20 protein-coding genes are annotated in these 26,306 nt (G+C 35.5%); 9 read left to right on the plus strand and 11 right to left on the minus strand.

Going from position 1 to position 26,306, the window contains the following annotated elements:
- Positions 1-6 precede the first annotated feature (6 nt).
- From AACL20_RS06680 to AACL20_RS06705, 6 genes are all read right to left on the minus strand, one after another.
- On the minus strand, positions 7-543 hold the full coding sequence (locus tag AACL20_RS06680) for an NADH-quinone oxidoreductase subunit B family protein (protein WP_339052126.1): 537 nt from the start codon (positions 541-543) through the stop codon (positions 7-9).
- Positions 544-1,130: 587 nt separating this feature from the next.
- The gene (ndhC, locus tag AACL20_RS06685; protein ID WP_339041361.1) at positions 1,131-1,496 is read right to left on the minus strand and encodes an NADH-quinone oxidoreductase subunit A; all 366 of its coding nucleotides are present in this window, start codon (positions 1,494-1,496) and stop codon (positions 1,131-1,133) included.
- 527 nt (positions 1,497-2,023) lie between these two features.
- Entirely contained in the window at positions 2,024-2,452 is a 429-nt protein-coding gene (locus AACL20_RS06690; RefSeq protein WP_339052127.1) for a cytochrome c-type biogenesis protein CcmH, read from the minus strand.
- Positions 2,453-2,608: 156 nt separating this feature from the next.
- Positions 2,609-3,256 carry an O-methyltransferase gene (locus AACL20_RS06695; protein WP_339052128.1) on the minus strand — a complete coding sequence of 216 codons (648 nt, stop codon included), beginning with the start codon at positions 3,254-3,256 and terminating at the stop codon, positions 2,609-2,611.
- A gap of 447 nt (positions 3,257-3,703) precedes the next feature.
- The gene (metK, locus tag AACL20_RS06700; protein WP_339052129.1) at positions 3,704-4,843 is read right to left on the minus strand and encodes a methionine adenosyltransferase; all 1,140 of its coding nucleotides are present in this window, start codon (positions 4,841-4,843) and stop codon (positions 3,704-3,706) included.
- Positions 4,844-4,937: 94 nt separating this feature from the next.
- Positions 4,938-5,486: a hypothetical protein gene (locus AACL20_RS06705; protein ID WP_339041412.1), complete on the minus strand. Its 549-nt coding sequence runs from the start codon at positions 5,484-5,486 to the stop codon at positions 4,938-4,940.
- Positions 5,487-6,025: 539 nt separating this feature from the next.
- On the opposite strand from AACL20_RS06705, the gene AACL20_RS06710 reads away from it, so the two are divergent.
- The 7 genes from AACL20_RS06710 (at position 6,026) to pdxT (ending at position 17,370) form a co-directional block, all read left to right on the plus strand.
- Positions 6,026-7,111, plus strand: a complete 1,086-nt coding sequence (locus tag AACL20_RS06710) for a D-alanyl-D-alanine carboxypeptidase family protein (RefSeq protein WP_339052130.1) — start codon at positions 6,026-6,028, stop codon at positions 7,109-7,111.
- Between the two features lie 639 nt (positions 7,112-7,750).
- Positions 7,751-8,983: a cell division protein FtsA gene (gene ftsA / locus AACL20_RS06715; RefSeq protein WP_339052131.1), complete on the plus strand. Its 1,233-nt coding sequence runs from the start codon at positions 7,751-7,753 to the stop codon at positions 8,981-8,983.
- A gap of 517 nt (positions 8,984-9,500) precedes the next feature.
- Positions 9,501-10,235, plus strand: a complete 735-nt coding sequence (pssA, locus tag AACL20_RS06720; protein ID WP_339052132.1) for a CDP-diacylglycerol--serine O-phosphatidyltransferase — start codon at positions 9,501-9,503, stop codon at positions 10,233-10,235.
- A 141-nt stretch (positions 10,236-10,376) separates the two neighbouring features.
- Positions 10,377-13,358: an AsmA-like C-terminal domain-containing protein gene (locus AACL20_RS06725; RefSeq protein WP_339052133.1), complete on the plus strand. Its 2,982-nt coding sequence runs from the start codon at positions 10,377-10,379 to the stop codon at positions 13,356-13,358.
- A 1,001-nt stretch (positions 13,359-14,359) separates the two neighbouring features.
- On the plus strand, positions 14,360-15,160 hold the full coding sequence (locus AACL20_RS06730; RefSeq protein WP_339052700.1) for a sulfite exporter TauE/SafE family protein: 801 nt from the start codon (positions 14,360-14,362) through the stop codon (positions 15,158-15,160).
- A 105-nt stretch (positions 15,161-15,265) separates the two neighbouring features.
- Entirely contained in the window at positions 15,266-16,612 is a 1,347-nt protein-coding gene (gene tolB, locus AACL20_RS06735; protein ID WP_339052134.1) for a Tol-Pal system beta propeller repeat protein TolB, read from the plus strand.
- A 185-nt stretch (positions 16,613-16,797) separates the two neighbouring features.
- Complete coding sequence (gene pdxT / locus AACL20_RS06740) at positions 16,798-17,370, plus strand: pyridoxal 5'-phosphate synthase glutaminase subunit PdxT (protein ID WP_339052135.1); 573 nt, start codon at positions 16,798-16,800, stop codon at positions 17,368-17,370.
- 132 nt (positions 17,371-17,502) lie between these two features.
- On the opposite strand, the gene AACL20_RS07070 is transcribed toward pdxT, so the two are convergent.
- The 5 genes from AACL20_RS07070 to AACL20_RS06760 form a co-directional block, all read right to left on the minus strand.
- Positions 17,503-17,721 (minus strand): hypothetical protein, encoded by a 219-nt coding sequence (locus AACL20_RS07070; protein WP_410519942.1) that lies wholly within the window; start codon positions 17,719-17,721, stop codon positions 17,503-17,505.
- A gap of 193 nt (positions 17,722-17,914) precedes the next feature.
- A complete protein-coding gene (locus AACL20_RS06745) occupies positions 17,915-18,193 on the minus strand; it encodes a succinate dehydrogenase assembly factor 2 (RefSeq protein ID WP_339052701.1) in 279 nt (92 codons plus the stop codon).
- An 838-nt stretch (positions 18,194-19,031) separates the two neighbouring features.
- On the minus strand, positions 19,032-20,801 hold the full coding sequence (locus AACL20_RS06750) for an ABC transporter ATP-binding protein (RefSeq protein ID WP_339052136.1): 1,770 nt from the start codon (positions 20,799-20,801) through the stop codon (positions 19,032-19,034).
- 18 nt (positions 20,802-20,819) lie between these two features.
- Positions 20,820-22,853 (minus strand): Rne/Rng family ribonuclease, encoded by a 2,034-nt coding sequence (locus tag AACL20_RS06755; protein WP_339052137.1) that lies wholly within the window; start codon positions 22,851-22,853, stop codon positions 20,820-20,822.
- Positions 22,854-24,598: 1,745 nt separating this feature from the next.
- Positions 24,599-25,419, minus strand: a protein-coding gene (locus AACL20_RS06760) for an IS5 family transposase (protein WP_339051669.1) whose coding sequence is annotated in 2 segments (ribosomal slippage) — positions 24,599-25,032 and positions 25,032-25,419 — 822 coding nt in all. Because the reading frame shifts where the segments join, the coding sequence is not laid out codon by codon here.
- Here AACL20_RS06760 and AACL20_RS06765 point away from each other — a divergent pair.
- Complete coding sequence (locus tag AACL20_RS06765; RefSeq protein WP_339052138.1) at positions 25,418-25,570, plus strand: hypothetical protein; 153 nt, start codon at positions 25,418-25,420, stop codon at positions 25,568-25,570. The genes AACL20_RS06760 and AACL20_RS06765 overlap by 2 nt on opposite strands.
- Positions 25,537-26,061: a hypothetical protein gene (locus tag AACL20_RS06770; RefSeq protein WP_339052139.1), complete on the plus strand. Its 525-nt coding sequence runs from the start codon at positions 25,537-25,539 to the stop codon at positions 26,059-26,061. The genes AACL20_RS06765 and AACL20_RS06770 overlap by 34 nt, the downstream gene beginning before the upstream one ends.
- Positions 26,062-26,306: the final 245 nt, after the last annotated feature.

Consider the following 26,306-nt stretch of genomic DNA (forward strand, 5'->3'; position numbering starts at 1 on the left):
TAACTTCTATCTGTATATTGCTTTTCCTGTACGTTTTATCTTGCGTTGTAATACAAGCAGACCATACATTAATGCCTCTGCAGTAGGCGGACACCCTGGTACATACACATCAACAGGGACTATTCGATCACAGCCTCTCACAACAGAATATGAATAATGGTAATAGCCACCACCATTTGCACAGCTTCCCATAGATAAGACCCACCTAGGCTCTGGCATCTGATCATAAACCCTCCGCAAAGCTGCAGCCATTTTGTTAGTCAGAGTCCCAGCTACTATCATTACATCAGACTGCCTCGGACTCGGTCTAAAAAGCATGCCAAACCTATCCATATCGTATCTGCTAGCTGCAGCATGCATCATTTCAACTGCACAACAAGCAAGTCCAAATGTCATGGGCCAAAGTGAACCAGTCCTCGCCCAATTAATTAAATCATCAAGCTTCGCTGTTAAAAACCCCTTATTCTTTATTTCATCCCCAACATTGCTGAGCAATATATCTTGGTTCTGGTTAATAACTGGGTAATGGTTATGCGAAATCATACTATGTAATGAACTAAAATTTCAAAATTCTTCTTTGCGCAGTCAGTCTAAGCCATGATGATATAAAAACTGCGCTATTGTCATTATACATCAAATTCAAAAGCTAATGAATATAAACTAATGCTAGTTGCCAATTATTTTAATTCGCCTAAATATAGCACTGTTAACTGTGCTATTGCTAAAAAATCTGCTATACACTCGTGTTATTAATCGGAAACTGACGTTATACTAATTCCCACAAATAACAGAATATATGGGCAAGTATTTTTTAGAAAAATTAGCATGAGATCTGAGTCATCTATACTAGAAGTCCAGCGGCGAAGGGCGCACTTAAATTTTCAAAAAAGATTACATTCAGATGTGCTGTTATTTGCGGGAGTTGGTATTAAACTATGGCACTGCTCATCAAGCCACTTTTACAGCTCCTTTTGGCACTATTTTCCATATTACTTCCTACATTTCTTCACAAATATATCAAAATATCTGATTCAGAAATTAACTGGCACTCTAAAAAATCATGCCATGAAAATTCTCGCACGCGCCCTTATTTGAGGACAGGGCTATATGCTGCGCTAAAAAACAATTAGCTATTCCCACTCCAGAGCTCCGCTTTTCCATTCATATATAAAGCCAACAGCAAGCACAACAAGAAATATCATCATAGAGATAAAGCCATACATCCCAATCGCTTTCAAACTAATTGCCCATGGAAAGAGAAACGCAATTTCAAGGTCAAATATTACAAATAAAATAGCAACTAAATAAAATCTGATGTCAAATCTGGAACGCGGACTTGCAAATGCCTCAAAACCACATTCATAAGCAGATACCTTATCTGAGTACGACTTTGCGCGATTTGTAATAAATGGCAGTACCACTAAAATAAACGCAAGACCAAAAGCAATCGCCATAAATATAAGAATGGAAAGATACCCTTGTAAATAATCAGACATATAGAGTTACAAAAATTGGTTAGTGTTGAAGCAAAGATATAGTGTCACATGCAGTTTAGCTTCTTGTTTCTTATTTGCAAAGAGATGTTTTTGCTACACACTTCATAAAGATGTACGAAAATTCAATGATTTTTGCAGGATGGACATGTTACTGCAGCTATGGCAGCACCTACCATCTTAGTTTTTTCCAGCTCCTCGAAGTTTCACTTCATATGTGCGTAAGTTAAACAGCCTATATGTCAAAAATTGCTTTGCTGCGCAAATAAATTTTTGCGGCAAATTAAATGTACAAAAATTAGCTTTAGACCACGCCATGGCTAATTTTCGGATATATAATTTGTCCTGTGCCTAGCAAATACTACTTAACAAAATCCATAAGATTTTTGGCAATTTTGCCATTTTTTTCTGCTGGACTTTCGGTGCAGCACAATTGCTCGCAGATCAAGATAAATCCCATGTTCATTAGAGTTACAGGCGACTAAATCATAACTCATTATTTAACCTTAGCTAACATGAAATAAGCTTGTTTACTTTTTGTTTTTATGCTTGATAGCAAATAACAAAATTAAAATAGATAATGCCAAATATGGCGCAATCCAAAGTATTATATTTGCCATCGAAAAAGATGGCTGAAACACTATCTCTTCGCCATACTTTTTCCTTAAGAACTCGATTATTTCATCATCACCTTTACCAGACCTTATCTTTGCTTTTATAAAAGTGCGCACAGTACTTGCAAATTCTGTTCTAGATTCTTTTATAGATTCTCCAGCACATACCATACATTTGACTAGCGAAAACAGCCTTTCTTCACGCTTTTTGAATGTATCTTCTAAGTTTGTATTACTTGATTCCTGTTCCTTTGATGTATATATAGCGATTTTACTATGTTCCACATCTGAATATGGAGTAGTGGAATATAATAAAGCCAATGATAATACGATTTTTGCTATCATAAATTCACATGAAGTTCATATAAATTAAACTTCTTCTTCAAACTCGATTCCAGTGAAATAATCGCAAGGAACATACATAACTACAAAGCAATTGGCTGCTGGAACAGATGTTCGAAGAAGTCCATTGTAAACATTACTGATAGCGCCATATACAAATTATTTTTTAATTCCAATCGTCATGCCGCTATCTGTTGGAATGAACGCAGGCTCAAATAAACTTCTATCACTCAACATAGTATTAAACTCTCTCATAGCGGCTCTCATTTTTTTGCACTTTTTATCATTCTGCTTATCATTCCATACTGCATCGAAAAGCAGCGTATTATCTGCTATTATTAGCACTCCTGATCTGAGCTTTTGATATACTGCGTTTAGATAAGCTGGATATTCTGCCTTTGCTGCATCTATAAATATAGCGTCTATATTTCTCAAATCCATATCTCTCAATGCGTCGAGTGCATCTGCTCGCTGCGGCACTATTTTATTCCCAAGCATCTGAGTATTTTCAAAATTTTGCTTTGCTATAGCAAAAAAATTCTCTGACTTCTCTATTGTGTGTACTACACCACCTCTTGGTAATATCTGTGCAATCCCTATTGTAGAGGCCCCAACAAAAGTACCTATTTCAAGTATTTGCTCTGCCCCAGAAATCTTTATTATCACAGAAAGCAATTGCAACTCTGACTTGCTAAGCTGCATATGTCTCAAGTGCTTGGGCGCACTTTGTCTAACTTTTTCTAACAACTCGTCTTCTGTTCCAAACAGAGTGTTTATATACTGTAATTTTTGATAATCTGCTTGCATAGAAAAAATGATCAAAAATAAAGATAAACCAGAGATATGCTTATTTATATTGAGTTGAAGAGTATTGCAAAAATAGTTATTCCATAGACGCTGCGCAGACCTTTTTGGCCTGATTTTCAAGTATTAATTCGTTAATTTCCTCGCAAAAATATATAAAAGTATTTGAGGCAGAAATTCAACTGGCACTCTAAAAAATCATACCCTTAAAATCTTCGCATGTACACTTATGAAGGCAGAGTCATAAGACATATAGCCAATTTTTACTAGACTTCTTCTTCAAACACTTGTTCCAAGCAACCAATTGCTTTGTCACTCAGTGGCTTTCAATATGCTCATGCACTTCTTTGGTATACTTGCGCTCCTTGCACTTGTCTCATTGGAGGAGAATTTGAAGAAGCAGTCTATCATAGTGAATTAACAAAATTATAACACTAGCGCCTATACAATCTAATCATCTTGAATTAATGAATCCATAGGTTGTTCCCAAGGAAAACACTTCCTGCCGAAGTGACCGAACGTTGCGGAATCTTTATAAATCGGCTTTTGCAAATCTAATCTCTCTATTATCACATATGGCTGAAATAGATCATAAACATTACATGAGAACATTTTCAATAATTGATCATCATCTACAATGCCTGTTCCAAGCGTGTCTATAGAAATTGCCATGGGCCTTGCAATTCCGATAGCGTATGCTACACGTACTTCGCAAATAGAGGCAAGCTCAAGAGCTACTATTTGTTTTGCAAGTTGTCTTGCAGCGTACGCACCTGATCTATCAACTTTTGTCGGATCTTTGCCAGAAAATGCGCCGCCTCCATGCCTTGCATGCCCACCATAAGTATCAACTATAATTTTCCTTCCAGTGACTCCTGCATCAGCAAGTGGCCCGCCAATAGTGAAAGGACCTGCTGGATTTACATGTATAGTTGTATCAACAGACATATAATCAGCAACGACAGGCCGCACTATTTGCTCTATCACAGCTTCTTGTAATAAAGAATGCGATACATCTTGCGTATGCTGAGTTGAAAATACAACAGAATCTATCCCAATTGGTTCCCAATCCCTATATTTAATAGTAATTTGCGCTTTTGCATCTGGGCCAAGAAATGCAAAGTCATTTGTGCTTCTGATATTCTTATGCTTCTGCATGAGTTGATTTGCAAGTATAATGCTAAGCGGCATATCCTGCTCTGTTTCACTACAAGCAAAGCCAAACATCATACCCTGATCTCCTGCCCCCATTTTGAGACCTGAATCGACTCCCGAGGAAATCTCAGGAGATTGCCTACTGACCTCAGTTATAATCTCAAATTGATCAAGATTCAGCCCCCACTTTGTACTGCTATGCCCTATAGAAGCAAGTGTACTTAGTGCTATGTCTTTATATTCAAACACAGCTTCTGTAGTTATCTCACCAAATATGCATAGCTTATGACCTTTTATACCTACCTCCACTGCTACGCGACTATTTTGATCTTGCGCAAGACACGTATCTAATATTGCATCTGAAATTTGGTCGCATATCTTATCTGGATGTCCATCAGATACTGATTCTGAGGTAAATAGTCCATTTTTGATCATCATTACTTCTTATCCGATTATAAATCCTGGTCAATTTTCAATATATATGGTTGTGGATTATAATCGATTATTGACGGAAATGGGAGAGTTAATTTTAATTTGCACAAGAAATATTTGCAAAATTTTGCTCTATATACTGCAGAGCATTTATGAGACCATCCAAGGAGTATGTATCAACAGCAACATGTTCATCATTAAAACGTGCATGCACTTCAAAATAATCTGAGTGATCTATAAGATTGTTGATAATAGAGACATCTTGACTACTACTTGTGGTCAATGCCAGCATTCCACGTGCGTCAGAAAGAGTATAAGCTCTTCCGCCTGCAGTGAGAGCAAAGCGCATTTCCCGTGATTGCGACAAATTTGTTCTAATACTAAATGTCCATGCACCTCTCATAACATAAGATACCACTGCATAAGCCACTCCATGAGTCGCAATACCATCCTTAAAGCTGACACTTCTTTTTGGAGCAGATACAGCATATGCAAAGTATAAGTTGTTTAGACAACTCTCTTTTCTATTTGCAATAACAACATCCCAATCACTAAAAGTCCTGACTTTTTCGACACGCAGCGCATAACTGATACTGCTTGCAATCGTTAATAAAATCAATATAATCACGCCTGCAGCTTTTTGCATAAAACCTCGCTATGGCGATTTTAACTCGAAAAATTAGCTATCAAATACAAAATTGCGCATTATCCTCTGCAAGTCACATCAGACTTAAGTAGAAGAGCGGTTTGCAACCTCACCTTCAGTATTTGAATTACTTGGCAGATAAACATATTATCATGTATATACCAGCTCTTCATTTACAGGAGGGATACTGCACTTATGATTTTGAACCTAATCACTACCGCATCACGCTGTATAACGAATGCCAATACTCTAAGCATTTTGATAGTCAAAATAGCGTAACTGATACATTATGCTAGCATAAAATCTCTGTATACGCACGCCATTTATGAGCATATCGAATTGACATGCGCTTTTCTTATAGGTTTGCTGTAAATGTTATTTAATATATGGTAAACTGTTGCTCATTGATAAATTCTGGAGCCAAGTCTTTTATTACTATAACAAAAAAAATAGACCATTAGATAAGTAGATAGATGAAGAATATACTTTCAATTACCATAACAGCATGGCTTATTATATGCGCATATATACCTTGCGCTATGTCCTTAGCTAGAGATACTGTCACAAACTTAACGCATGCACCATATGTCTTACTTGTTGATTATAATACATCGTCTGTCTTAATGCAGCGCAATGCTTATAAACGTATGGCTCCTTCTTCAATGAGCAAGTTGATGACATTATACATGGCTTTCCATTTTTTAAAAAATGGAAAGATAAAGCTAGATGATAAAGTGCTTGTGAGTGAAAAAGCTTGGCGTATGCAGGGCTCAAAAATGTTTTTGAACCTAGGCTCTTCTGTTTCGGTTGAGGATTTGTTGCGTGGAATAATAGTGCAGTCTGGAAATGACGCCAGCGTAGCACTTGCCGAGTGGATTGCTGGAAGCGAATCTATGTTCACAAATCAGATAAATGAAATGGCTAAAAAGATAGGACTGAAAAATTCGCATTTCAAAAATGCAACTGGATTACCTACAGATGGGCATTTTATGACTTCCGCAGACGTTGTACACCTCGCTTCTAAAATCATAGAAGACTTTCCTGAATACTATCATTACTTCTCAGAAACTGAGTTTACGCATAACAAAATAACACAAAAGAATCGCAATTTATTATTAGGGAAACATGGGGTTGATGGTCTCAAAACTGGGCATGCAGATGCTGCAGGCTATGGATTGATATTCAGCGCTAAGCAGGGGCAAAGAAGAATTATAGGAGTGATCAATGGTCTAGCTTCTGAAAAAGAAAGAGCTACTGAAGCGACAAAAGTGATATTATGCGCACTTAATAGCTTTGAAAATTTGATCTTATTTAAAGCTGGAAGTTCTGTTGTATCTGCTCCAGTATGGCATGGAACTCTTTCTGAAGTTTCTCTTACTATTGAAAAAGATTTAGAGATTGTTATACCGAAGATGTTAAGCAAAGATGAAATCAGAGCAGTCGCCCAGTATAATGATCCACTCATGGCTCCATTGCATAGTGGCCAGAAAGTTGGCGTCATTAAGGTTTATTTAAATGATAAGCTTGATCGTGAAGTGCCGCTGGTTGTTACAAGTGATGTGAAACCTGGAGGAATCTTTACAATAATTATTCAGAATATTGGCGCATTATGGCGTAGTCTATAAGCTCCTGGTAATCTATTATTACGCATCAATATAAGTAGATATCATTACATTTTTCTTCCGCGATGCATCAGATCCATCACTTTGCAGAAGATTATGCAAATTAGCTGCCGATATACCACTAATAAATGAATAGTTAGCGTTTAACTAGTATGCAATGCCTTCATAAGCACGCGCGGATTTTGAGGGCATGATTTTTTGGAGCGCAAGCGAATTTCTACGTCTAATATATATTTACAAAGAAATTCACAAAGTAATACCAAATCCTCCAAATAACAGCATATACTACCATGCGCGTGCTTGAATTTTCTAAAAAGACGAAGCTCAGATTTGTGGGCTTTGATATGATATGGAAAATTAGGCAAAAAAGGCCTGTGCAAGTGGCTTTGCCAGCAGTGCCTAGATACGAAGTGGGGCAGCACAAAGAGTTAGAAAGAATGGTACGCAAGTGTTAAAAAAATACATAAGGAGCATTGTGATTAAGCTAATTTTGAAAAGTATGACTAATATACACATACCAATACTTATAAATTATGTTCTTACAAAATTTTAATTTCGGTAACAACTCTAAACTCTTGTTTTTCTGTAATATTATTGTAAATAAAAAGTAAGCACTTAAATTGATAAATTAAATTATAGATAATGCTAAAACAACGTAGCAATACATTAGTAGTTCTCGAAATAGGGAGTTCAAAAATCGTATGTTTAGTATGCAAAGTTCTGAAAGACGATTTGCAAGTCATAGGAATTGGGCATAACAAATCTAGTGGAATTAAGGCAGGCGTTATCACAGACCTTAAGACTGCAATAAGTGGAATAGTGCAAGCAATTGAAACTGCTGAATATGCAGCTGGTGAACGTATAACTAGAGTATATGTTGCTATATCTCCAAGCAATCTAATTTCCCGTAGAAACAGCTCAGATTTGTCAGTGATGGGACATGAAATTAACTCTAAAGACATTCATAAATTACTAATTAACGCAGTAGAACGTTACTCAAATCAGGATTTAGAGATTTTACATTCTTTCGTATATGATTACATACTAGACGGGAATCGTGGTATTACAACTCCTCTTGGCATGTACGGCAATAAACTTGGGGCCGAGCTTCACATTGTGGCCGCACCATCTGTTACAATAATGAATGTAACGAACTGTCTTGCTAAATGTCAGTTAGAACCTCAAGGATATGTATCTTCTTCATATGCTTCTGGAATCGCTTGCTTAACTCAAGATGAAATGAGGCTTGGAGTTACTTTAATAGAATTTGGAGCTGGATGCACCTCTATATCGATATTCTATAATTCACAAATGGTTTTTACCGATGGCGTCCCGATAGGTGGGGGTCATATAACAAACGACATCGCCAAAGGACTCTGTATAAACATGACAACAGCAGAAAGAGTGAAAAATCTGTATGGAACAGTTATACTTACTACAGATAACAATAAAGACATCATGGAAATCACTGACGAAGAAGACGGCGAGACAGAAAGCATACTAATTAATAAAGCTCTACTGGTTGAAATTATTCGCTCCAGAGTTGAAGAAATAGTTGAGTTACTAAAATCAAAGCTGGCAGAAAATAAGTTTGATGTACATAATAATAAGATAGTAATAACTGGTGGAGGAGCAAAACTCAATGGAATAAAAGAACTGCTTAGCTATATGTTCGTTACAAAGGTGAGGCTAGGACAACCGCAGTTTATAGAAGGGCTTCCTGAACAAAACACAGGGACAGAATTTTCAACTGCAATAGGAATGGCGCTCTATGGCGCCCAGCAATGGGCAAATAGCAAGAATACATTTAATAAAAGTGAGTCCAGCTTTGGTCTGCTTCGGTGGCTAAAAGAGCTTTGGGGACAGAACGCTTAACCACCGTTGCTAACTCTGTATATTCCGTCACACTTTTCATAATTGGTACTTTTAGAACGATCCTTACGTATCTTGTTAACACTTGGCGCACCATTCTTCCTAGCTCTTTTTAAAGCCTAACTTGTCTGTCTGTCAAAAATCTATTTGATGCGCTAATTTTCGGATATATAATTTGTCCTGTACCTAGCAAATACTATTTAACAAAATCCATAAGGCTTTTGACAATTTTACCACTTTTCTTGCTGAACTTTCAGTACACTATAATTGCCTGCAACCATCGTACGCGCATAATACCAACCCTTCATTTACCTGCAGTAAATAATGTTCGTACAAACTAGAGAAATATGCCTTATAGTATTGTAATGTAATATCATCTTGCTATCAGGATTCTTTTCTCGTAACAGATTTTCTTTAATAGATAATTGCTTTTTGTAACAAATAGTATATTTTTACTGCATGTTGTTCATAAGTTTTTAACACTCGGTTATATTATTTTATATCGATTCACAATTTTAAAATGCTAAAAAATAAAAAATATAAGATACCTACAGTTCCGCTATCACAGCTTTTCCCAAGCATCGTAACGATGCTTGCTCTTTGTTTAGGTATCACAGCAGTTAGATATGCTCTTGATGACAAATTTGATACTGCAGCAATCTTAATAATAGTTGCGTCTGTCATGGATGGCCTTGACGGCAGGCTCGCCAGATTATTGAATGCGACCACAGCATTTGGTGCACAGTTAGATTCGCTAGCTGACCTCGTGAGTTTTGGTGTTGCTCCTGCGATTGTAACTTACCTCTGGTCTTTATACCAAATTCCATATAAAGGCGTCGGTTGGGCTGTAATACTACTTTTCATCACATGTGCAGCGTTTCGGTTAGCACGCTTTAATATATCTCGTTCAGATCCCAAGAACTTCTCTATAGGAGTGCCAATGCCTGCAGCAGCCTGCCTTTGTATAACCCCAATGATTCTTTCATTCCAGATATTAGATTTACATGAGAATTACTGGCTTATTGCAATTTATATGATATCTGTTGGTATCTTAATGGCAAGCCGTGTTCCAACGTTTGTGCTAAAACATATGCATATACAACGCAATAAGATTTTGCCTATAATGTTAATGTTAACTATCTTAATAATCTTGCTATTAATAATGCCGTGGATAGTATTTCCTATATTGTCTGCTGCGTATTTGATATCCATACCGTTTAGCATCATTTCATACAAAAAAATTAGAGTAAATTAAATCAGCTCATTTGACCTCACTATTATTATGCAATACACGTATAGGAAAATACTAAAGTCTTTATTATATATTCCTTTACTGTGTACATTGTTCTCATTTGCATTATTCCTGTATATTTATACAGGAATAAGAAATATACCTATGCTCTCAAGGTATATTAGCAGTTACATCAGTAAGCAACTGGAGTTTGTACAGCTTAACATAAATAGTGTAAATATTTCTTGGAATAAGCAAGAATCTGAATTATATGCTGAATTTCAGCAGGTACATTGCGCTTTCGGAGAAAAAAGCGAAGTCTTTGTCCCAAGTATTGGTCTTTCATTAGATATATTGGGGTTTCTAGGCAGTTTCGGTACAGCCAACAATTTTGTAAAATCTATAGATATTAGCGGCGAGATCGGATTCAAATTTGAAGACGTGCTTCACACACACCCTAAGCACATAACGAATTTTCAACATCTGATAGGACATAATGCATCTGCTGCATTTCAAAAAATTGGCAACATTTCAGAAGAAGTGTCTAATGCTTTGAATGGCATTGAAATAAAATTTACATTAAAACAAGGCGCACAACCATTATCTCTGGTACTAAATAAAATAGTTATAGAACCAATTACATATAATGGACTCACTTCTCTACAACTTTATCTAGATGGGCATATAGCAAATGACCACGTAATATTGTCAGCATATTTAGATACCAGTAGATTGAATGCACTTTACGTACGCGGCGAATTTAAAAACATTTCCCCACATATGATAGCTCATGTGATCTTTCCAAAAGAAATAGCGGAGGAGATGAAATACTATTTCGATGGCATATTTAATTTCATTATAGATGATAACTATGGATTGGACACAATCCAATTTTCCATAGTAAATTTCCCAAGGTTTCTAAAAAAAGGACTAATATTCGAGCAAGACATAAAAGTTGAAGATTTTGCAATGTCAGCAAGGTGCTCAGGCAATTATACTAATATTCTCATAGATCAATTCATGATTAAAGCTGGAGATTTAAATCTAAATGGTACTTTTAATAAGAGCTCAAATGACGTAATAGTTGGATCTATACAAATCAATGATTTGGAAGTTTCCAAGTTATATCAATATTGGCCTAAACCAGCAGCAGGAATAGTTCGAGATTGGTTACAACAACACTTAAAAAATGGCCTCGTGAAAAATGCTAGAGTGGAATGCTTTTTTGATTTGCCTCAGCTTTTATCAGGTGTCATATCAAAAGATACTGTAATCGCTACGTTTGATTTAAATGATGCTAAGCTTAAGTATATGGAGCAAATTCCAGAACTGAGTCTTGCTAATAGTAGAGTTATAATTTCAGCAAATGATGTTGAAGTCAAATCAGAAGAAGTATCATTCCTTGGTAGCAAAGTTAAAGATTTAATAGCAACAATAAACTACTTTCCAAAACAAGTACTAGCAGAGAATTTACAACCAACTAAAGATACCAATCAACAATATAATGGGGTTGGTCTTACTATTGCAGCAAAAGTATCTGGCCCTCTGCAAAATCTAATTAATATAGGCTTTTTACACGCGGGGAAGCAGAATGAAAAGTTAATCGGATATAAGGGAAATTCTGAAGTAAATCTAAAATTCTTTGTTCCATTTGATGATGAAGTAAGTCTTGATACAATGCATATGCAAATAGTGGGCAAATCATTTAATACCAGCACACCGAAAGTCGCTGGGAATTATCATTTGAGCGCTAAAGAAGTAAATCTATCATTCATCGGTGGAGCTTTGGATATAAATTCTCCAAGCGCAATAATCAATAACGCACTTCCAGCAGCGGTAAATGTTAAGTATCTAGTCACAGATGATCTAGATATATCAATACAGTGCACCTCTAGTGCAAACGTTCATACCTTCAGACAAGCAAACATTTACGTTCCAGATTTTATAAGTGGCACTGTCAAAATTAACGCTTCAGGCACTATTAAAGCAAATGATGCATTATATAATATAGGTATCGATTTACAGAATTCACATATAGACCTAGGAATTATAGGTGTGCACAAAAGTATAGGTGTTTATGGACAAATGAATGTGACTGTCAAAAATCAGCCGACAACAAAAAGTCTATTTGATATAAAGTATCAGCTCACTTTACCAGACCTTCAAAGCGAAGGAGATGGGATTATTTCTGAAGACCTGACTAGCTCCATTTTAATAAAATCTCAGAATTCACTCTTACATGGTCATAGCATGTCATTTAATTATGATGCATCGACAAAAGCTGAAAAGCTACATCTAAAAGGAAATGTACTAGATCTCAGCACAGCTAATTTTACTAAAGTAGATAACGTTACTAAAAATTCCAGAACGAAAATATTTGAGTTAACAACTGATTTTAAAAAAGCAATACTGAAATCTGGAGTAGAATTGATTGCACCTACAATATCTATGAGTTGTACGCTTGAAATGTGCAATGATTTCCATGTAAGAGGAAGCTTTGCAAAAACCGGATATGTAAATATATTTTATAGATATCCAACCATTGCGGTGATATCTAATGATGCAGGAAGTATACTGAAAGCCTTTGGTATATATGACCGTATATCAAACGGCAGCTTGGAATTTAAAGCTGAATTACTCAATAATCAGTCACTACAAGGTAAATTTCTTATAGAAAAGTTCCACGTTAGCAACACCCCTTTGCTCGCTAAATTCTTAAGCATGGTAGCGGTCACTTCTGCATCTTTTAAGGGCCTTGGTGACTTTGTAAGTGGCAAAGGTATGGGATTTGATAAACTATCATGTGATTTAGAATATGAATTTCCAGCTATATACTTCAAAGAATGTAGAGTGAGCGGTCCAATATTACGTGTTAAAGGATCAAGCGTTATAAATCACAAAACAAAACTCATAAAAGCTGCGGGAGTCTTGGTTCCAACTAACATAGTAAACACAGTAATACAAAGCATACCAATAATAGGAAATTTAGTTTCTGGTGGAAAGGACAATGGAGTAATATCCACAAATTTTTACGTTTCTGGAAATTTAGATAAAGAAGTGCAAATTACAATTAACCCATTGTCATTGTTGACTCCTGGATTTTTAGGCGAAATTTTTAATCAGGAAAGCTCGATATTGCGCAAATGATTTGCGAACTCACTAAAAAAAATATAAATTTTGATTGCTTGAAAATATTTTTATTTCATATATAATCCGCACATCGAAAAAACACACTAGTTGTATAGTTAATAATAGACTTCTTCTTAAAACTTGCTTCTAGTCAAACAAGTGCAAAGAACATAGGAAAGCGCGAGGAAGCGCAGTGTATAAGAAGTACATGAGCATCTTTAGCAAAGGCAGTGACAAAGCAATTGCTTGACTGGAACAACGTTTGAAGAAGAAATCTAATATTATATCTTCTTGACAGCATATACTGTGTATTTTTTAGAAAATTTAAGATGAGATTTGAGTTTAGCTGTACTAGTGATAAGTCTTTGAAAGACTTATATTGAAACTACTGTTTCACTACTTGTATTTCACGCACGAGCTACCAATTATAAAATACTTGGCAGCTCGCATGAACTGTTTGGAAAACTAAGTCATGAGCAGCTTTCTTAAAATTTTCGAAATATAAAATGCAACGATTTTGCATAGCAGAAGCCTCACAAAGTGCTTGTGTGTTGTGTTAAGACTTTGATGGCATGATTTTTAGAGTATATCGCAGGTCAATGAAGCATTGGTATTAACAATAAAAAGTTACTTGAAATATCTTGGATTTTCAATCTTTCAGTGTTACATCTCAATTTTAAGATGTGCTAATGCACTGTAAAGTGATAAGTCTGGAAGTAATGTGTACTTGGAACTCCATTCGAATAAGCAAGTATCATAATGAAAAAGCTTATATATGATACCTTCAGTCAATATCATCAGAAAACTAGTGCTTTCTTAATAACAACAGAATGTGAAACATGAATTACATGTCTGAATTCGCAAAATCGACATAGTATGTTGCTTAAATATAGGAGTAACGATGAAAATACTATTAATAATGTCACAAAAGCCAAGTGATACCTACAATCTAAATAATTTTAGTTGTACTGTCACACTTTTGTTTTTCTACTATACATTTCATGTTTGGAGATTTTGCCATGCACTGTCACGATAGTCAGCTAGTCTTAAATACTTTAGATCCCACTTATCTACAGCTCTGCACAACATTATTTTTCTCCGGGCTAGCAGGTAGTTTCTCACACTGTATATGGATGTGTGGCCCTATAGCAATCAGCCAAATGAGTATGCGCATGATGCTTATACCAAATTCTCAGATGTCAGAATTGAATAAAATCAAAAGCGCAGCAGCGGCACCTTACTACATTGGTAAAGCCATAACTTATTCGATCCTCACACTTTTCGCTTCAATAATATCTATACATTTTAGATCTTATCCATTTTTCCAGTACTTTGGAGCTTTAGTACTTTGTCTGGCTATGTTTTTTTTCATAAAATCTGGAATTAGTGCAGCGCTATCTGTGATATCAGAAAGTGTATATTCTAAAGGCCTTAGTCAATATATAGGACGTACGGAAATTTCCAGCATGCGCAGAGCAATAAAATTTCTAGAAGCTAGTCTTGTTAATAAAATCTCTGTAAAACACATAAGCCCTTATAATATCAAAGGTCTTATTCTTGGTATGATACTTGGCCTCATCCCTTGTGGACTGGTTTATGCAAATATAAGCCTTGCTCTATCTGCAACAGATAATTCTTTACTTGCAGCATGGGCTATGTTCATTTTTGGTATGGCAACAATTCCAGGACTGTTTATTGTTTCATATATAGGCAGCAGCATGTTCGAAAAATACAAGAAAGCATTTTCTTTATTGCATATGTGCGCTATGTTTTTTAACACATATTTACTAGTAGTTTACATCATGAGGATATTAAATTAGAAAAATTTCTCTATGATGCGAGCATATAGTGCTCTTGATCGACGATTATAAATTTAGTACAATCCATAAGTTGCTTTTATAAAACATTCTTGAACATAATTTGATATGCTTATAAGTGGACAGAAGAAGCTCAATTTAGCTGCTAAACTGATTCAATCGCAACTCTTAGCTGTTGCGTTCTTTATCATTGTTTTGCACTATTCTACAGCAGTTGCTCTGCTAAAAGTTGGGGTCAATGAAGGAAATGCTGAACCTATGCCAATAGCAATAGATTCCTTTGATGGACAAACTTGGGAAGAAAAAGATATTGGCAGAGAAATACATGACGTGATAGTAAATGACTTGCAAGGATCTGGACTATTCAGAGCAATAGATAGAGCGGCCTTCCTAGAAAGACCATCAATGTCACAGCGCCCAAATCTATCAAATTGGCGTAAGATAAATGCTACTGTTTTAGTAGTGGGCTCTGTAAGTATTACAGGCGATTACGCGAAAGTGCAGTTCAAAGTTTGGGATCCATATGCAGAAAAACAAATTGAAGGAATAGAATATAAGTTTGGCCGTTCTATGTGGAGAAAATATGCTCATAGAATTGCTGATGTTGTTTATAACAAACTAACAGGAGAATCTGGATATTTTGACACCAAGATATTATTCGTATCTGAATCTGGCCCCGCTTATAAAAAAGTCAAAAAATTATCTATTATGGACCAAGATGGTGCAAATTATAGAGTTTTGACTGATGGAAAGTCAATTGTTATCACCCCAAGATTTGATTCTAAGAGTAGACATGCTATTTACGTCGGATATTACGGAAAAAGAACACATATATACATGCTAAATTTGGCAACTGGAGTACAGAGGCTAGTTGGACATTTACCAGGGATTGCATTTGCTCCCAGATTCTCACCTGATGATTCTCATGTTATATTTTCTATTGCAATGAATGGTTCAACTAGTATATATGAAATGAACCTTTATACAGGTTATGTACGCAGATTGACTGGTGACATAGGAACAATTAGTACATCCCCTTGCTATTCACCAGATGGAAAGCATATAACATTTAGCTCTGACATGAACGGTAAGCCTCAGATATATGTCATGAATAGAGATGGAAGCAATGTCATGAAGATCAGTCAAGGCGCAGGTTCTTATAATACTCCTGTGTGGTCTCCTAGAGGTGATTTTATAGCTTTCACTAAAAAGGAAGAAGGAACTTTCTATATAGGTGTTATGAGAATGGATGGAAGTGGTGAAAGACTTCTTACAACAAGCTGGATGGACGAAGGCCCAACTTGGTCACCAAATGGAAGAGTGATAATGTTTACAAGACAAAAGCCAAATGGAGCTTCTAATCTATATGCAATAGATCTAACAGGATATAATGAAAGATTGATGTCGACACCGATGTATGCATCGGATCCATCATGGTCCTCCTTGCTGCATTAATCTTTCATAAGTTGCTTATATACTTCTGATAAATGATAAGTTGGTGTTGCATTAGTAGGCGCTGCCCCGAAAGTGCATGTTATCAATATATCACAAGCAGTCTTTAAGAGGCGCTAATTTTGACAAGCATGACTAGTATATCAATTTTCATATGAAACCTGACATAATTTTTTAGTAATTAAAAGATGTACATAGGAGTAATGGGTTATCAAGGTGCAGGGCATCTGCATATAACCACCCTTAAAACGCTTGGGCTTAAATGTTGCTATGTCAGAAGCAAAGATGATTTCAGGCAAGATCTTGATGCTTTAATAATGCCAGGTGGAGAAAGCTCAGCGCAGTATAAATACTGCATTGAACATGATATTTTCGACGAAATAAAGAATTTTGCTAAGGCTGGAAAAATCATTTTTGGTACATGTGCAGGCCTAATATTACTATCATCATATAAGTCACAGCTTGTGAATGGAATTGGTCTTCTAGATCTTGAAGTTGAGCGCAACTGTTATGGCAGACAAAACGCAAGTGGTGTGATGTTATCTGACAGTGGACAGCAAGTGTCATTCATCAGAGCACCTGGCATAACTTCTCTAGGAAAGAAAGTAAGGGTTATAGATACATATAATGGCAGTCCAATTTTCGTCTCACAAGCGATTCCTGGATCCGCAAAACATACCATATATGGCGCAACATTTCATCCAGAAATACCTATAGATTCAAAAATCAGCAATTATTATACCGAACTATTTTATCATTAATCCAAACCATTACTTCAAGGGACCAAACAGCTAGTCCGCCAAAAATTTATATACGCAAACAAATCAATTTTTGTGGAGAAGTGAAATGTGCAAAAATTAGCCTAGGATTCGGCGGCATTGTGGCATTGCTAACTAAAGATAGATGTCAGCAAGTCTTTTTAAGATGGAATTGAAGATCATATCTATGGCCTTGCTGTAACGTTTGGTTTTACGATGAAACCTGGCGAAATAGTGCCGTATTAATGAGTTGAATGATTCCACTAAAGACGTTTCTGCCTTAGTAGAATAGTGCTTTTTAGCAATCCTAAATTTTTCATAAACGTCGTAATGGTCACTGCATGATATCTCTATCTCGTAGCTACTTTATAATAGCATGGCAATCGGAAAATAGGATTGTTGCACTTCGTTTTAGAATGCAAGCGTACGAGTAAGACCTTGAGCTTCTGCATCCGCTTTAATTTGTAGTGATATTTTATCATTTTAGCACTTGCTGAATGCTTTTAAACACTGGACTAGCTAACCCAAGTATCAAAAAACAAGCCAATTAAACACATTTAAAAAATCTTGCAAATTCTATGAAATCTTGCATCACTTCATTATTATGTTCAAATGGAACTTGAGTCGTCCCAAGTATATAGTCATATATTACACTATCTTCCATTTCCAATAATTTGGAATATAGCAATAGATCTCCTTCTGAAAAGTTATTTAATCTAGATTTGATATAGCCTTCCATAATTATGTCAAGTTCCTTACATCCTCTATGCAAGCTTCTATAAATGCATAACTTTCTTAGATCCTTTTGCTCTATACTAAGATGCATTGGTATATATACCTCTGTAAATGAAGAGTTGGTATTTAACTTGCACACATACGAAATTAGACTTCAAAAAGCGCTAGGAAGAATTTGTGTGGTAATTTAGTATTACAATGCGCTAATTTGCAAAGTATGACTAGTATATAATTTCCAAAATAACGACGTTCCTATACTACTTTGCTTATGCGTGTTAAAAAACATATTTTAAAACTTTATCGCTCTAAATCAATAAGCATGAGACTATAAATCCTATAAACCCGCATTATGGATTAAGCAAGGTTGCCAGAATATAGATAAGTTTGTAACAACAATCGAACCTACCAATAGACCTCTTTCGAAACTAGCTTCTAGCAGAGAAATGGCAGGAGATTTAGGCCGTAAGAAAGGACCAGAGTGTATTTGATAACATTGAGGATCCGAGCCACGAAATCAACGCACCAGTTCTCACAAAGGAAGTAGAGCTTCGAAAGAGATCTAATGAAAAAAGATATCATAAATTTATTTTTCAGCTCAAACATTCAAAGCATAAGTCACCAGTCAATGCTTTTATTCATATCATTTCTACTGTAATTGCTTTATCAATTAAAGGCTAAAAATCACTCTATTGCTAGCCTGCCTTAAGTAAGTGCAGGCGCATGAATTTGAATGGCATGATTTTTTAGAGCGCAAGTTAATTTCTGAGTCAAATAATTATATATATTTGCAAATAAATTAACGCGTAATACCTTGAAAATCAAGTCAAAAAGGTTAGCGCAGGTGACTTTACCGGCAGTGCCTAATACATACCATATTGCTAACCCATAATTTGTGTTTCAAATAAAAAGAAATAAAGGTTAAAGCTTAGCTATATAACCTGTACTTCTCTATATTGCTTATACAATCTTGCATATGCTCCAGATTTTTCTAGCAGTACTTTATGAGTTCCATGCTCTACGACTCTTCCATCTGCAAACACATATATTATATCGGCAGTTTCTATAGTAGACAACCTATGAGCTATAACAATTGTGGTGCGTCCTTTTTTTAGATAATCCAATGCTGACCTAATCTGTTTTTCTGAGATTGCATCCAGAGCACTAGTTGCTTCATCTAACATTAAGATGGGTGCATTCTTCAATATAGCTCTTGCTATAGCAATTCTTTGACGTTGCCCCCCGGATAATTTTATACCACTTTGCCCGATCTGTGTATTATACCCAAGCTGCGTGTTTATTATGAAATCATGTGCAGCAGCAGCTGTCGCAGCTTCAATAATTTCATTGTAACTAGCATTCAGCCTTCCATATCTAATATTTTCTAATATGGTATCATCAAACAACGCTACATCTTGGCTAACAAGCGCGATTGAATTGCGCAAAGAAGAGATTTTTATATTTTGTATATCGATTCCATCTATTGTGATCAAACCGGATTCTGCATCATAAAGTCTCTGAAGAAGACTAAGAACCGTAGATTTTCCAACGCCAGATTCTCCAACGAGCGCAACAGTTTTCCCTTCTGGTATATCCATATAAAAACCATCAAGAATTTTTTGCTCTGATTTATATGAAAAATGTACATCATGAAATTTGATGTTGAAACTTTTAAAGTTCGCATTTTGCTTGTTTGGATCACTTACTATCTCTTGTTTAGCATCCAAAATCACAAACAATCTTCTAGAAGCTGCAAGACCACTTTGAAATACTGAATTTAGTTTTGAAACTATTTTCAGAGGTCTATATGACATCAAAAGTGCCGCTATAAATGAGAAGAAAGCTCCTGGCGTTGTAGAGCCACCTATCACTTGAGAACCACCATAACATATAACAACAACAATTGCTATGCCACCAAGTGTATCCATGATAGGAGAAGATGCTGACTCTATATAAACACCCTTATTATAGAGATCCAAAAACCTCTGCATTGCCTTCTTTGCTCTTGCAATTTCATACTCCTCTCTACAGTATGATTTAATAATTGATGTATTTTGAAAAGTTTCATCAAGCCTTATTATAAAGCGACCAATTTCTTCTTGCATACTATATGCAATTTGATGCATTTTTTTTCCAAGTTGTATTATTGGATAAAAAGCCATTGGAAATATAAAGAAAGCTATTAATGCCAGGTTCACACTTTGATAAAACATAATGCATATTAAGCCTATAATAGTAAGAAATTCTTTTGATATCCCCGTTAAAACTTCAGCAACACTACGCTTCATTGCATTTATATCACTAGTCATATGAGAAACTAGATGACCTGAAGAATATTCTATCAAGAATTTTGTATCAGCATACATCAAGTGCGAATAAAGATGTAGCTGTATATCAGCTAATATCTTCTGTTCAGTTCTTTTGATAAATACGTCTTCATAAAAAGAGGCAATGCCTTTAACTACGCTATTTAGAAAAACTATAGCTGGTATAATATAAAGCATCTTGATTTCTTTTTGTACAAAGATACTGTCTAATATAGGCTGTATCAACCATGCTTGTACAGCTGTAGTACAAGCTACTACTATCATACAGAAGATCGCCATCAAAAGTTGTGATGAGTATGGTTTTATGTAACCATGAAATAGTCTACTAAGAAGATAGGCAGTGCTCTCATAATTTTTCTCTGTATTTTGTAACATTGCTTAAAATGCCGCATTTTATTCTGTTATTTTCTTCCATATTTTTTTAAGTATTGAGCTATCATCCGTAGTGATAACGTTTCCTGTTGATCTTTTCGAAACATCAGCTTCAACTATACCATGCGGCTTATATCTGTTGCCGGCTTGATATTGCGGTCTAGGTAAAAATTTGCGTCTTCTATCCCTATTGCGTTTATCAACAATTTTGCCAACTACTGCTGTATTATTAGAGCTATCTGAAGAGTTTTCTATTTCTGCAACAGTGTTTACTTTGTCTTGTGCTTTTTCTATGGCACGTGCAGTACTATCAGAATTTTGTGGATTATTGCCATATTGATTGGGATTGATCTTTCTCCTTTTAGGCCCTTTCTTTTTGGATTTTTCGCCTAAGTTTTGTTTGCTTTCGGTTTCCTCTACATTTATTGCCTCTATTTGTGGAGTGCTGTAATCAAGGAAAGACATAGGCCCAGCCTGTTTTATGTTATTCACTTTTCTTTCTATGAAAAAGCCATCAGCACCAGCTGACTCATCTATCTGAACGTGAACATTAATATTGTATTTTTGCTCAATAGATAATATCTCACGGCGCTTTGTATTTAATAGATGCATAGCAAGATCTCTAGAGGTCATTACTTCAATTGTCTGACATTGTTCTTCTGTAATTTCTCCCTCTATCGCCCTTAATATCGCAATAGCAGTTGCATTCAGCGGTCTAATTCTTCCCCTGCCACTACAGTATGAACATTCTAGGAGATGTGCTTCAGTAAAGCTTTGTTTTAGATGTTGTCTTGACATCTCAAGCAGTCCAAATTCGCTTATCTTCCCTATTTGCACTCTAGCTCTATCGTGTGCAGTCGCATCCTTAATAGCTCTTTCAACGGCTTTTCTATGATCAAATTCATTCATATCTATGAAGTCGATCACAATCAGGCCTGATAGATCTCTAAGTCTTAGCTGTCTTGCAATTTCAGTGGCAGCCTCAAGATTTGTTTTTAAAGCTGTATTCTCTACACTTCTTTCAGCAGTTGATTTGCCTGAATTTACGTCTATTGCAACTAAAGCTTCAGCTTGGTTGATAACTATATAGCCACCAGAGTGAAGAGAAACTCTATTATCATAGAGACTTGCTAGTTGCTCTTCAACTTTATACTTGGTAAAGATCGGCACATTATCTTGATATTGCTTCAATTTTCCAATGTATTTTGGCAGTATACCACTCATGAATTCAAGCGCATTTTCATATACTTCATTGCCTGAAACAACTATTTCATCTACCTCAACGCTGTAAAAATCTCTTATTGCCTTACGTACGACATTACTTTCTTCATAAATAAAAGCAGGTGTACTAGCAGATGATGCATGGCTTTTGATGCTATTCCACAGTTTTTTTAAGTAACCAAAATCTCTCTTTATATCGATCTTTGCTCTATATTCACCAGCAGTTCTGATAATCACACTTAAGTTGTTGTTTTGCTCATGCAATTCATAAGCAAGGCTTTTAAGGCGTTCTCTTTCGTCCGTATCAGAGATTTTCCTAGAGACACCAATAGACTGAGCGGCATTAGGCATTACAATACAATAACGCCCTGATAGCGTTATGTATGTTGTCATACTAGCTCCTTTATTGCCTCTTTCTTCCTTTAATGCCTGTACCAGGAGCACTTGGTCTTTCTTTATTACATCTTGTATCTTATACTTGTGATGCACAACTGGTTTCAGCAAAATATCTGTTTTGCTACCTGCTGCATCTTCCTGTTGACTTTTAACTTTATTTGTAGACTCTATAAGCTCTTTTTTTTCTGCAGCCGGTAACTGGTAATACTCACAATGTATATCTTCAAATGGTAAAAACCCTTGCTTCTCTGCTCCGTATTCAACAAAGGCTGCCTGTAAAGATGGTTCTATTCTGGTTACCTTAGCTAGATAGATATTTCCCTTTATAGATCTCTTTTCTCTGCCTTGGTATTCAAAAGCTATCACCAAACCATTATCTACAACAACTAGCCTAATTTCATCTTTATAAGATGCATCTATTAGTATTTTTCTCGACATTATTTATTTCATTATTACATAATTTGTTTGTTCATAAATGAACTATCAGTTTATGAGTAGTTAAGGATGTGCTTTTACACTACTCATTATGCTCGTTTTCTGCACCATATCGAATAAGGATATCAAAATCTCTGCGAGACGAATATGTACATAAACAGCTCTTTATAAAAGCGGCAGTAGAGCCATATCAGTGGACAATATAAAGTAAGAAAAGCTTTAAATAATTCACATCACAACATTGTAAACTGGATATTTTATACTTCATAAATGATTTTAACCATAAAAAGCTAGTGTCATACTTCTCAAGTATTTCAGAACAACAACTAAAATCACTGGCTTTAAGATAAGATCTTTAAAAAGCAACCATAGTAACAATATTATATGCCAAGAAGCATGTTCTCTATAATCTCCTTTATTATGGCCTTTGCGCGCCCACTTTTTACTAGCAGTGTCATATATTCTGCTCTTGCGGTATTTTCGATGCCATTCCCAGATTTATAATTATTCTACAAACGACCACAGGCTAATTTGCGCCAATTATTACATGCAAATCAAATCGATTTAACAGAAATATTTTATTACACCTTGACAACATATCAGTATACCACTAAGGCAATTGTCAAAAACAAGTTTTAGCTTACTCACAACGCTGTAAACAAAAATCAGCTATGCTTTTTTGCACATACTTAGTCTTTCAAATTACACTTACCCCTTGTTAATTTCAACCAATCCGCTAAATGCTTTATATATTGAGTACCATAAGACCTAGCTCAACACATACACAACCAAAAGCAAAATATATATTGTTTATGCTATAAAGCTCTTTATAAAACCAATTTTGCCTATATCTCATTCAAGCATTTTTTTAACTGAAACTACTAGAATCAGAACACGTAAAAGTGCTTAAATATACCAACACATAAATCGATATTAAAATGTAAGCAAAGCAACACACCGAAGAATCACAACAATTTGCCTGTTCCAATCAGCCGTAACGCCACTATTTATTTCATCCAGCCTAGCACCCTCATAGGACCATATTTAACATGTTCTAACGAAATGATATATAAGAATTTTTCTAAATAAATAAATTAGTACTAAAATGCCTCACACTCCAGCCAAGTGAAAATAAAATGATTTGCTAAAATATAGAAAAAATATTGCTAAATGTTAGAGCTGATTGGAGTCTAACCGTATGTGCTAGATCATGTGACAGATAGCATTTTCGACTTTCTTGCTCCATAGCCTTTGTACTCAAAGTATGACATTAAATGTAACTTCGAACACACTGCAGAATAGCCGGGAAATTCCGCATTACAGTATAGTTTTACGAAATATTTCATACAAGTACACATTGCACGACACTGTCATCCTAAATATCCTGCAGCTACATAAATTTTTGACATGCATATAACTACATCATTTTTGATACAATATGGCGTATGGCGCCGCAGGAATGGCAGCATGTTTATATATTACTCTAGGAAAAGGCATTATGTGCGCTACAAATTCGATATTTTATAATATTAATCCTGCTTTCCTGGAGAGCAATATAAAATATCTTCTAACAATTCCTATACAATCGCTAGAATTTCATTATACTATCAGGAATATATTATTATTTGAGATCTTTATATGTTATTGTTATACTTACAGCGTGCTACACATTTGTTATTACTGAATCTTGTGTTAAAGAATATAGCTGATTACATGTTGGGGAATAATAGACCTCTTGCATAACCTATTTAAAGCTCAAAGTTATAGATACCAGCAAGTAAATTAAACCTTAAACCGAATCGTTTTCTTCTGTTCCTATAACGATCAGCGATAATTTTAAATCGTTTGATCATGCCTATGACGTTTTCATTTAAAACACGTTCACTAGACAATTGACGATTTTTCTTTTTATCTTTCCTGCTTAGTGGTCGCTTTTTTGTCTTTTTCTTTGGTAACTCTGAATTATAATGCAACTTATCAATGCCTTGATAACCAGTATCTGTAAGAACTTTAATCTCAGGGTGGATGTGAACTCCGGATTCTTTAAATAACCTGAAATCATGACGCTTGCCATTAGAAAAATTAGTGCAAATGATTTCTTTTTTCCTTTTATCCACAATAAGCTGAGTTTTTAGAGTATGTCGCCTCTTTTTTCCCGAATAAAAGTGCTTCTGTTTTTTTTAGGTCGTTCTATCGGTGTTTCAGTAGCATCAATTAACACAAGTTCGTATTCAGAATCGCTTTTTAGTAATGCTTTACGTCCAGGTAGTGAAAATCGTTTATCTTTAATTAGAGTATCTTCAATCCAACGTATATTACGATAACAGGCACTTTCACTTATTCCATAACTGCGGGAAATATGAAAATATGTCCTGTATTCACGCAAGTACTCAAGCGTCATGAGTAATCGATCTTCTAAAGCCAATTTATTGGGTTTTCCACCTTGAGACTTTAAAATAGCTTCAGCTTCTTTTAATATACTTAGTATAACTTCAAACGTTCCTCGTTTAATGCCAGTAAGCCTGCGAAACTCTTCTGCGTATTCATCTTTGATGTTTTCAAACTTCATGTTATCCTTGATAAAATCAAGGATTTTAATCAATTTATATGGTTATGCAAGAGGTCTAATGACTTCGCCCATAGAGATCAAAAAGAGCACAGAGAGCAGAACGATCTGCTATCTTCCGTGGCAGACGGCGCGGTATCTGGCATTGTATTAGCTGAAGCATTCTTGACTTTCGCCCCTACCAGCGTAGTTGAAAAAAGTCTTGCAATCGGTATAGCGGGAGCGGGACTTCCTCAAGTTTTAAGTAACAATTCAAGTGATAATGCAACGACAACTATCTCTGCTGCGTTGTATATATATGCGATAATCACGGCAAAACATGTGATAAAATATAAGGCAGTAGATATTGCAAGTTACCTAATATCTCCTGGACATCTAATGACTTTTTGTTTGGGTGGTGCTGCGGCATATGCAGCACACGATGTGTACAACAATACAGCTTTTGATACTATGCGCTTAGCATACAAGGCATCTCAAGGATGTATTAATGTTGCAGCTTATGAGGTATATGATTTTGGTGAGAAGTGGCCACGTATATCAGGAGCATTAATAGAGGCTTTTGATAGTTTTTTGTCAAACGTAATGTCATACTTTATACATGAAAAAGTAGAGCATGAAGATATGGTGTTAGATGTATATCCCTGATAAATGAGTAGTTAGTATGTGCGCTAAAAGTCTCAGAAGGGGCACAAAATGATGTTTATAGTATCAAAATGGTGCTTTAAATCCGTAAGAAAATGTTATAAAAGACCAAAAAACCTTACAGATTTTGTGAAAGTAGTGTTTGCTTAGGCGCATGAGCAATTAATATATCCAAAAATTAGCGTAGAGCCGAGTTCCGTGCTAACTTTTGTATATTTAACTTCTCCACAAACATTGATTTGCTGCGC

The sequence above is a fragment of the Candidatus Lariskella endosymbiont of Epinotia ramella genome (assembly GCF_964019805.1).
Taxonomy (GTDB): Bacteria; Pseudomonadota; Alphaproteobacteria; order Rickettsiales; family Midichloriaceae; genus Lariskella.

Coding starts and splice junctions, on each gene's coding strand:
- AACL20_RS06680 (WP_339052126.1), bottom strand. CDS start 543: ATGATTTCGCATAACCATTACCCAGTTATTAACCAGAACCAAGATATA.
- ndhC (WP_339041361.1), bottom strand. CDS start 1,496: ATGTCTGATTATTTACAAGGGTATCTTTCCATTCTTATATTTATGGCG.
- AACL20_RS06690 (WP_339052127.1), bottom strand. CDS start 2,452: ATGATAGCAAAAATCGTATTATCATTGGCTTTATTATATTCCACTACT.
- AACL20_RS06695 (WP_339052128.1), bottom strand. CDS start 3,256: ATGCAAGCAGATTATCAAAAATTACAGTATATAAACACTCTGTTTGGA.
- metK (WP_339052129.1), bottom strand. CDS start 4,843: ATGATCAAAAATGGACTATTTACCTCAGAATCAGTATCTGATGGACAT.
- AACL20_RS06705 (WP_339041412.1), bottom strand. CDS start 5,486: ATGCAAAAAGCTGCAGGCGTGATTATATTGATTTTATTAACGATTGCA.
- AACL20_RS06710 (WP_339052130.1), top strand. CDS start 6,026: ATGTCCTTAGCTAGAGATACTGTCACAAACTTAACGCATGCACCATAT.
- ftsA (WP_339052131.1), top strand. CDS start 7,751: ATGCTAAAACAACGTAGCAATACATTAGTAGTTCTCGAAATAGGGAGT.
- pssA (WP_339052132.1), top strand. CDS start 9,501: ATGCTAAAAAATAAAAAATATAAGATACCTACAGTTCCGCTATCACAG.
- AACL20_RS06725 (WP_339052133.1), top strand. CDS start 10,377: ATGCTCTCAAGGTATATTAGCAGTTACATCAGTAAGCAACTGGAGTTT.
- AACL20_RS06730 (WP_339052700.1), top strand. CDS start 14,360: ATGCACTGTCACGATAGTCAGCTAGTCTTAAATACTTTAGATCCCACT.
- tolB (WP_339052134.1), top strand. CDS start 15,266: ATGCTTATAAGTGGACAGAAGAAGCTCAATTTAGCTGCTAAACTGATT.
- pdxT (WP_339052135.1), top strand. CDS start 16,798: ATGTACATAGGAGTAATGGGTTATCAAGGTGCAGGGCATCTGCATATA.
- AACL20_RS06745 (WP_339052701.1), bottom strand. CDS start 18,193: ATGCATCTTAGTATAGAGCAAAAGGATCTAAGAAAGTTATGCATTTAT.
- AACL20_RS06750 (WP_339052136.1), bottom strand. CDS start 20,801: ATGTTACAAAATACAGAGAAAAATTATGAGAGCACTGCCTATCTTCTT.
- AACL20_RS06755 (WP_339052137.1), bottom strand. CDS start 22,853: ATGTCGAGAAAAATACTAATAGATGCATCTTATAAAGATGAAATTAGG.
- AACL20_RS06765 (WP_339052138.1), top strand. CDS start 25,418: ATGTTATCCTTGATAAAATCAAGGATTTTAATCAATTTATATGGTTAT.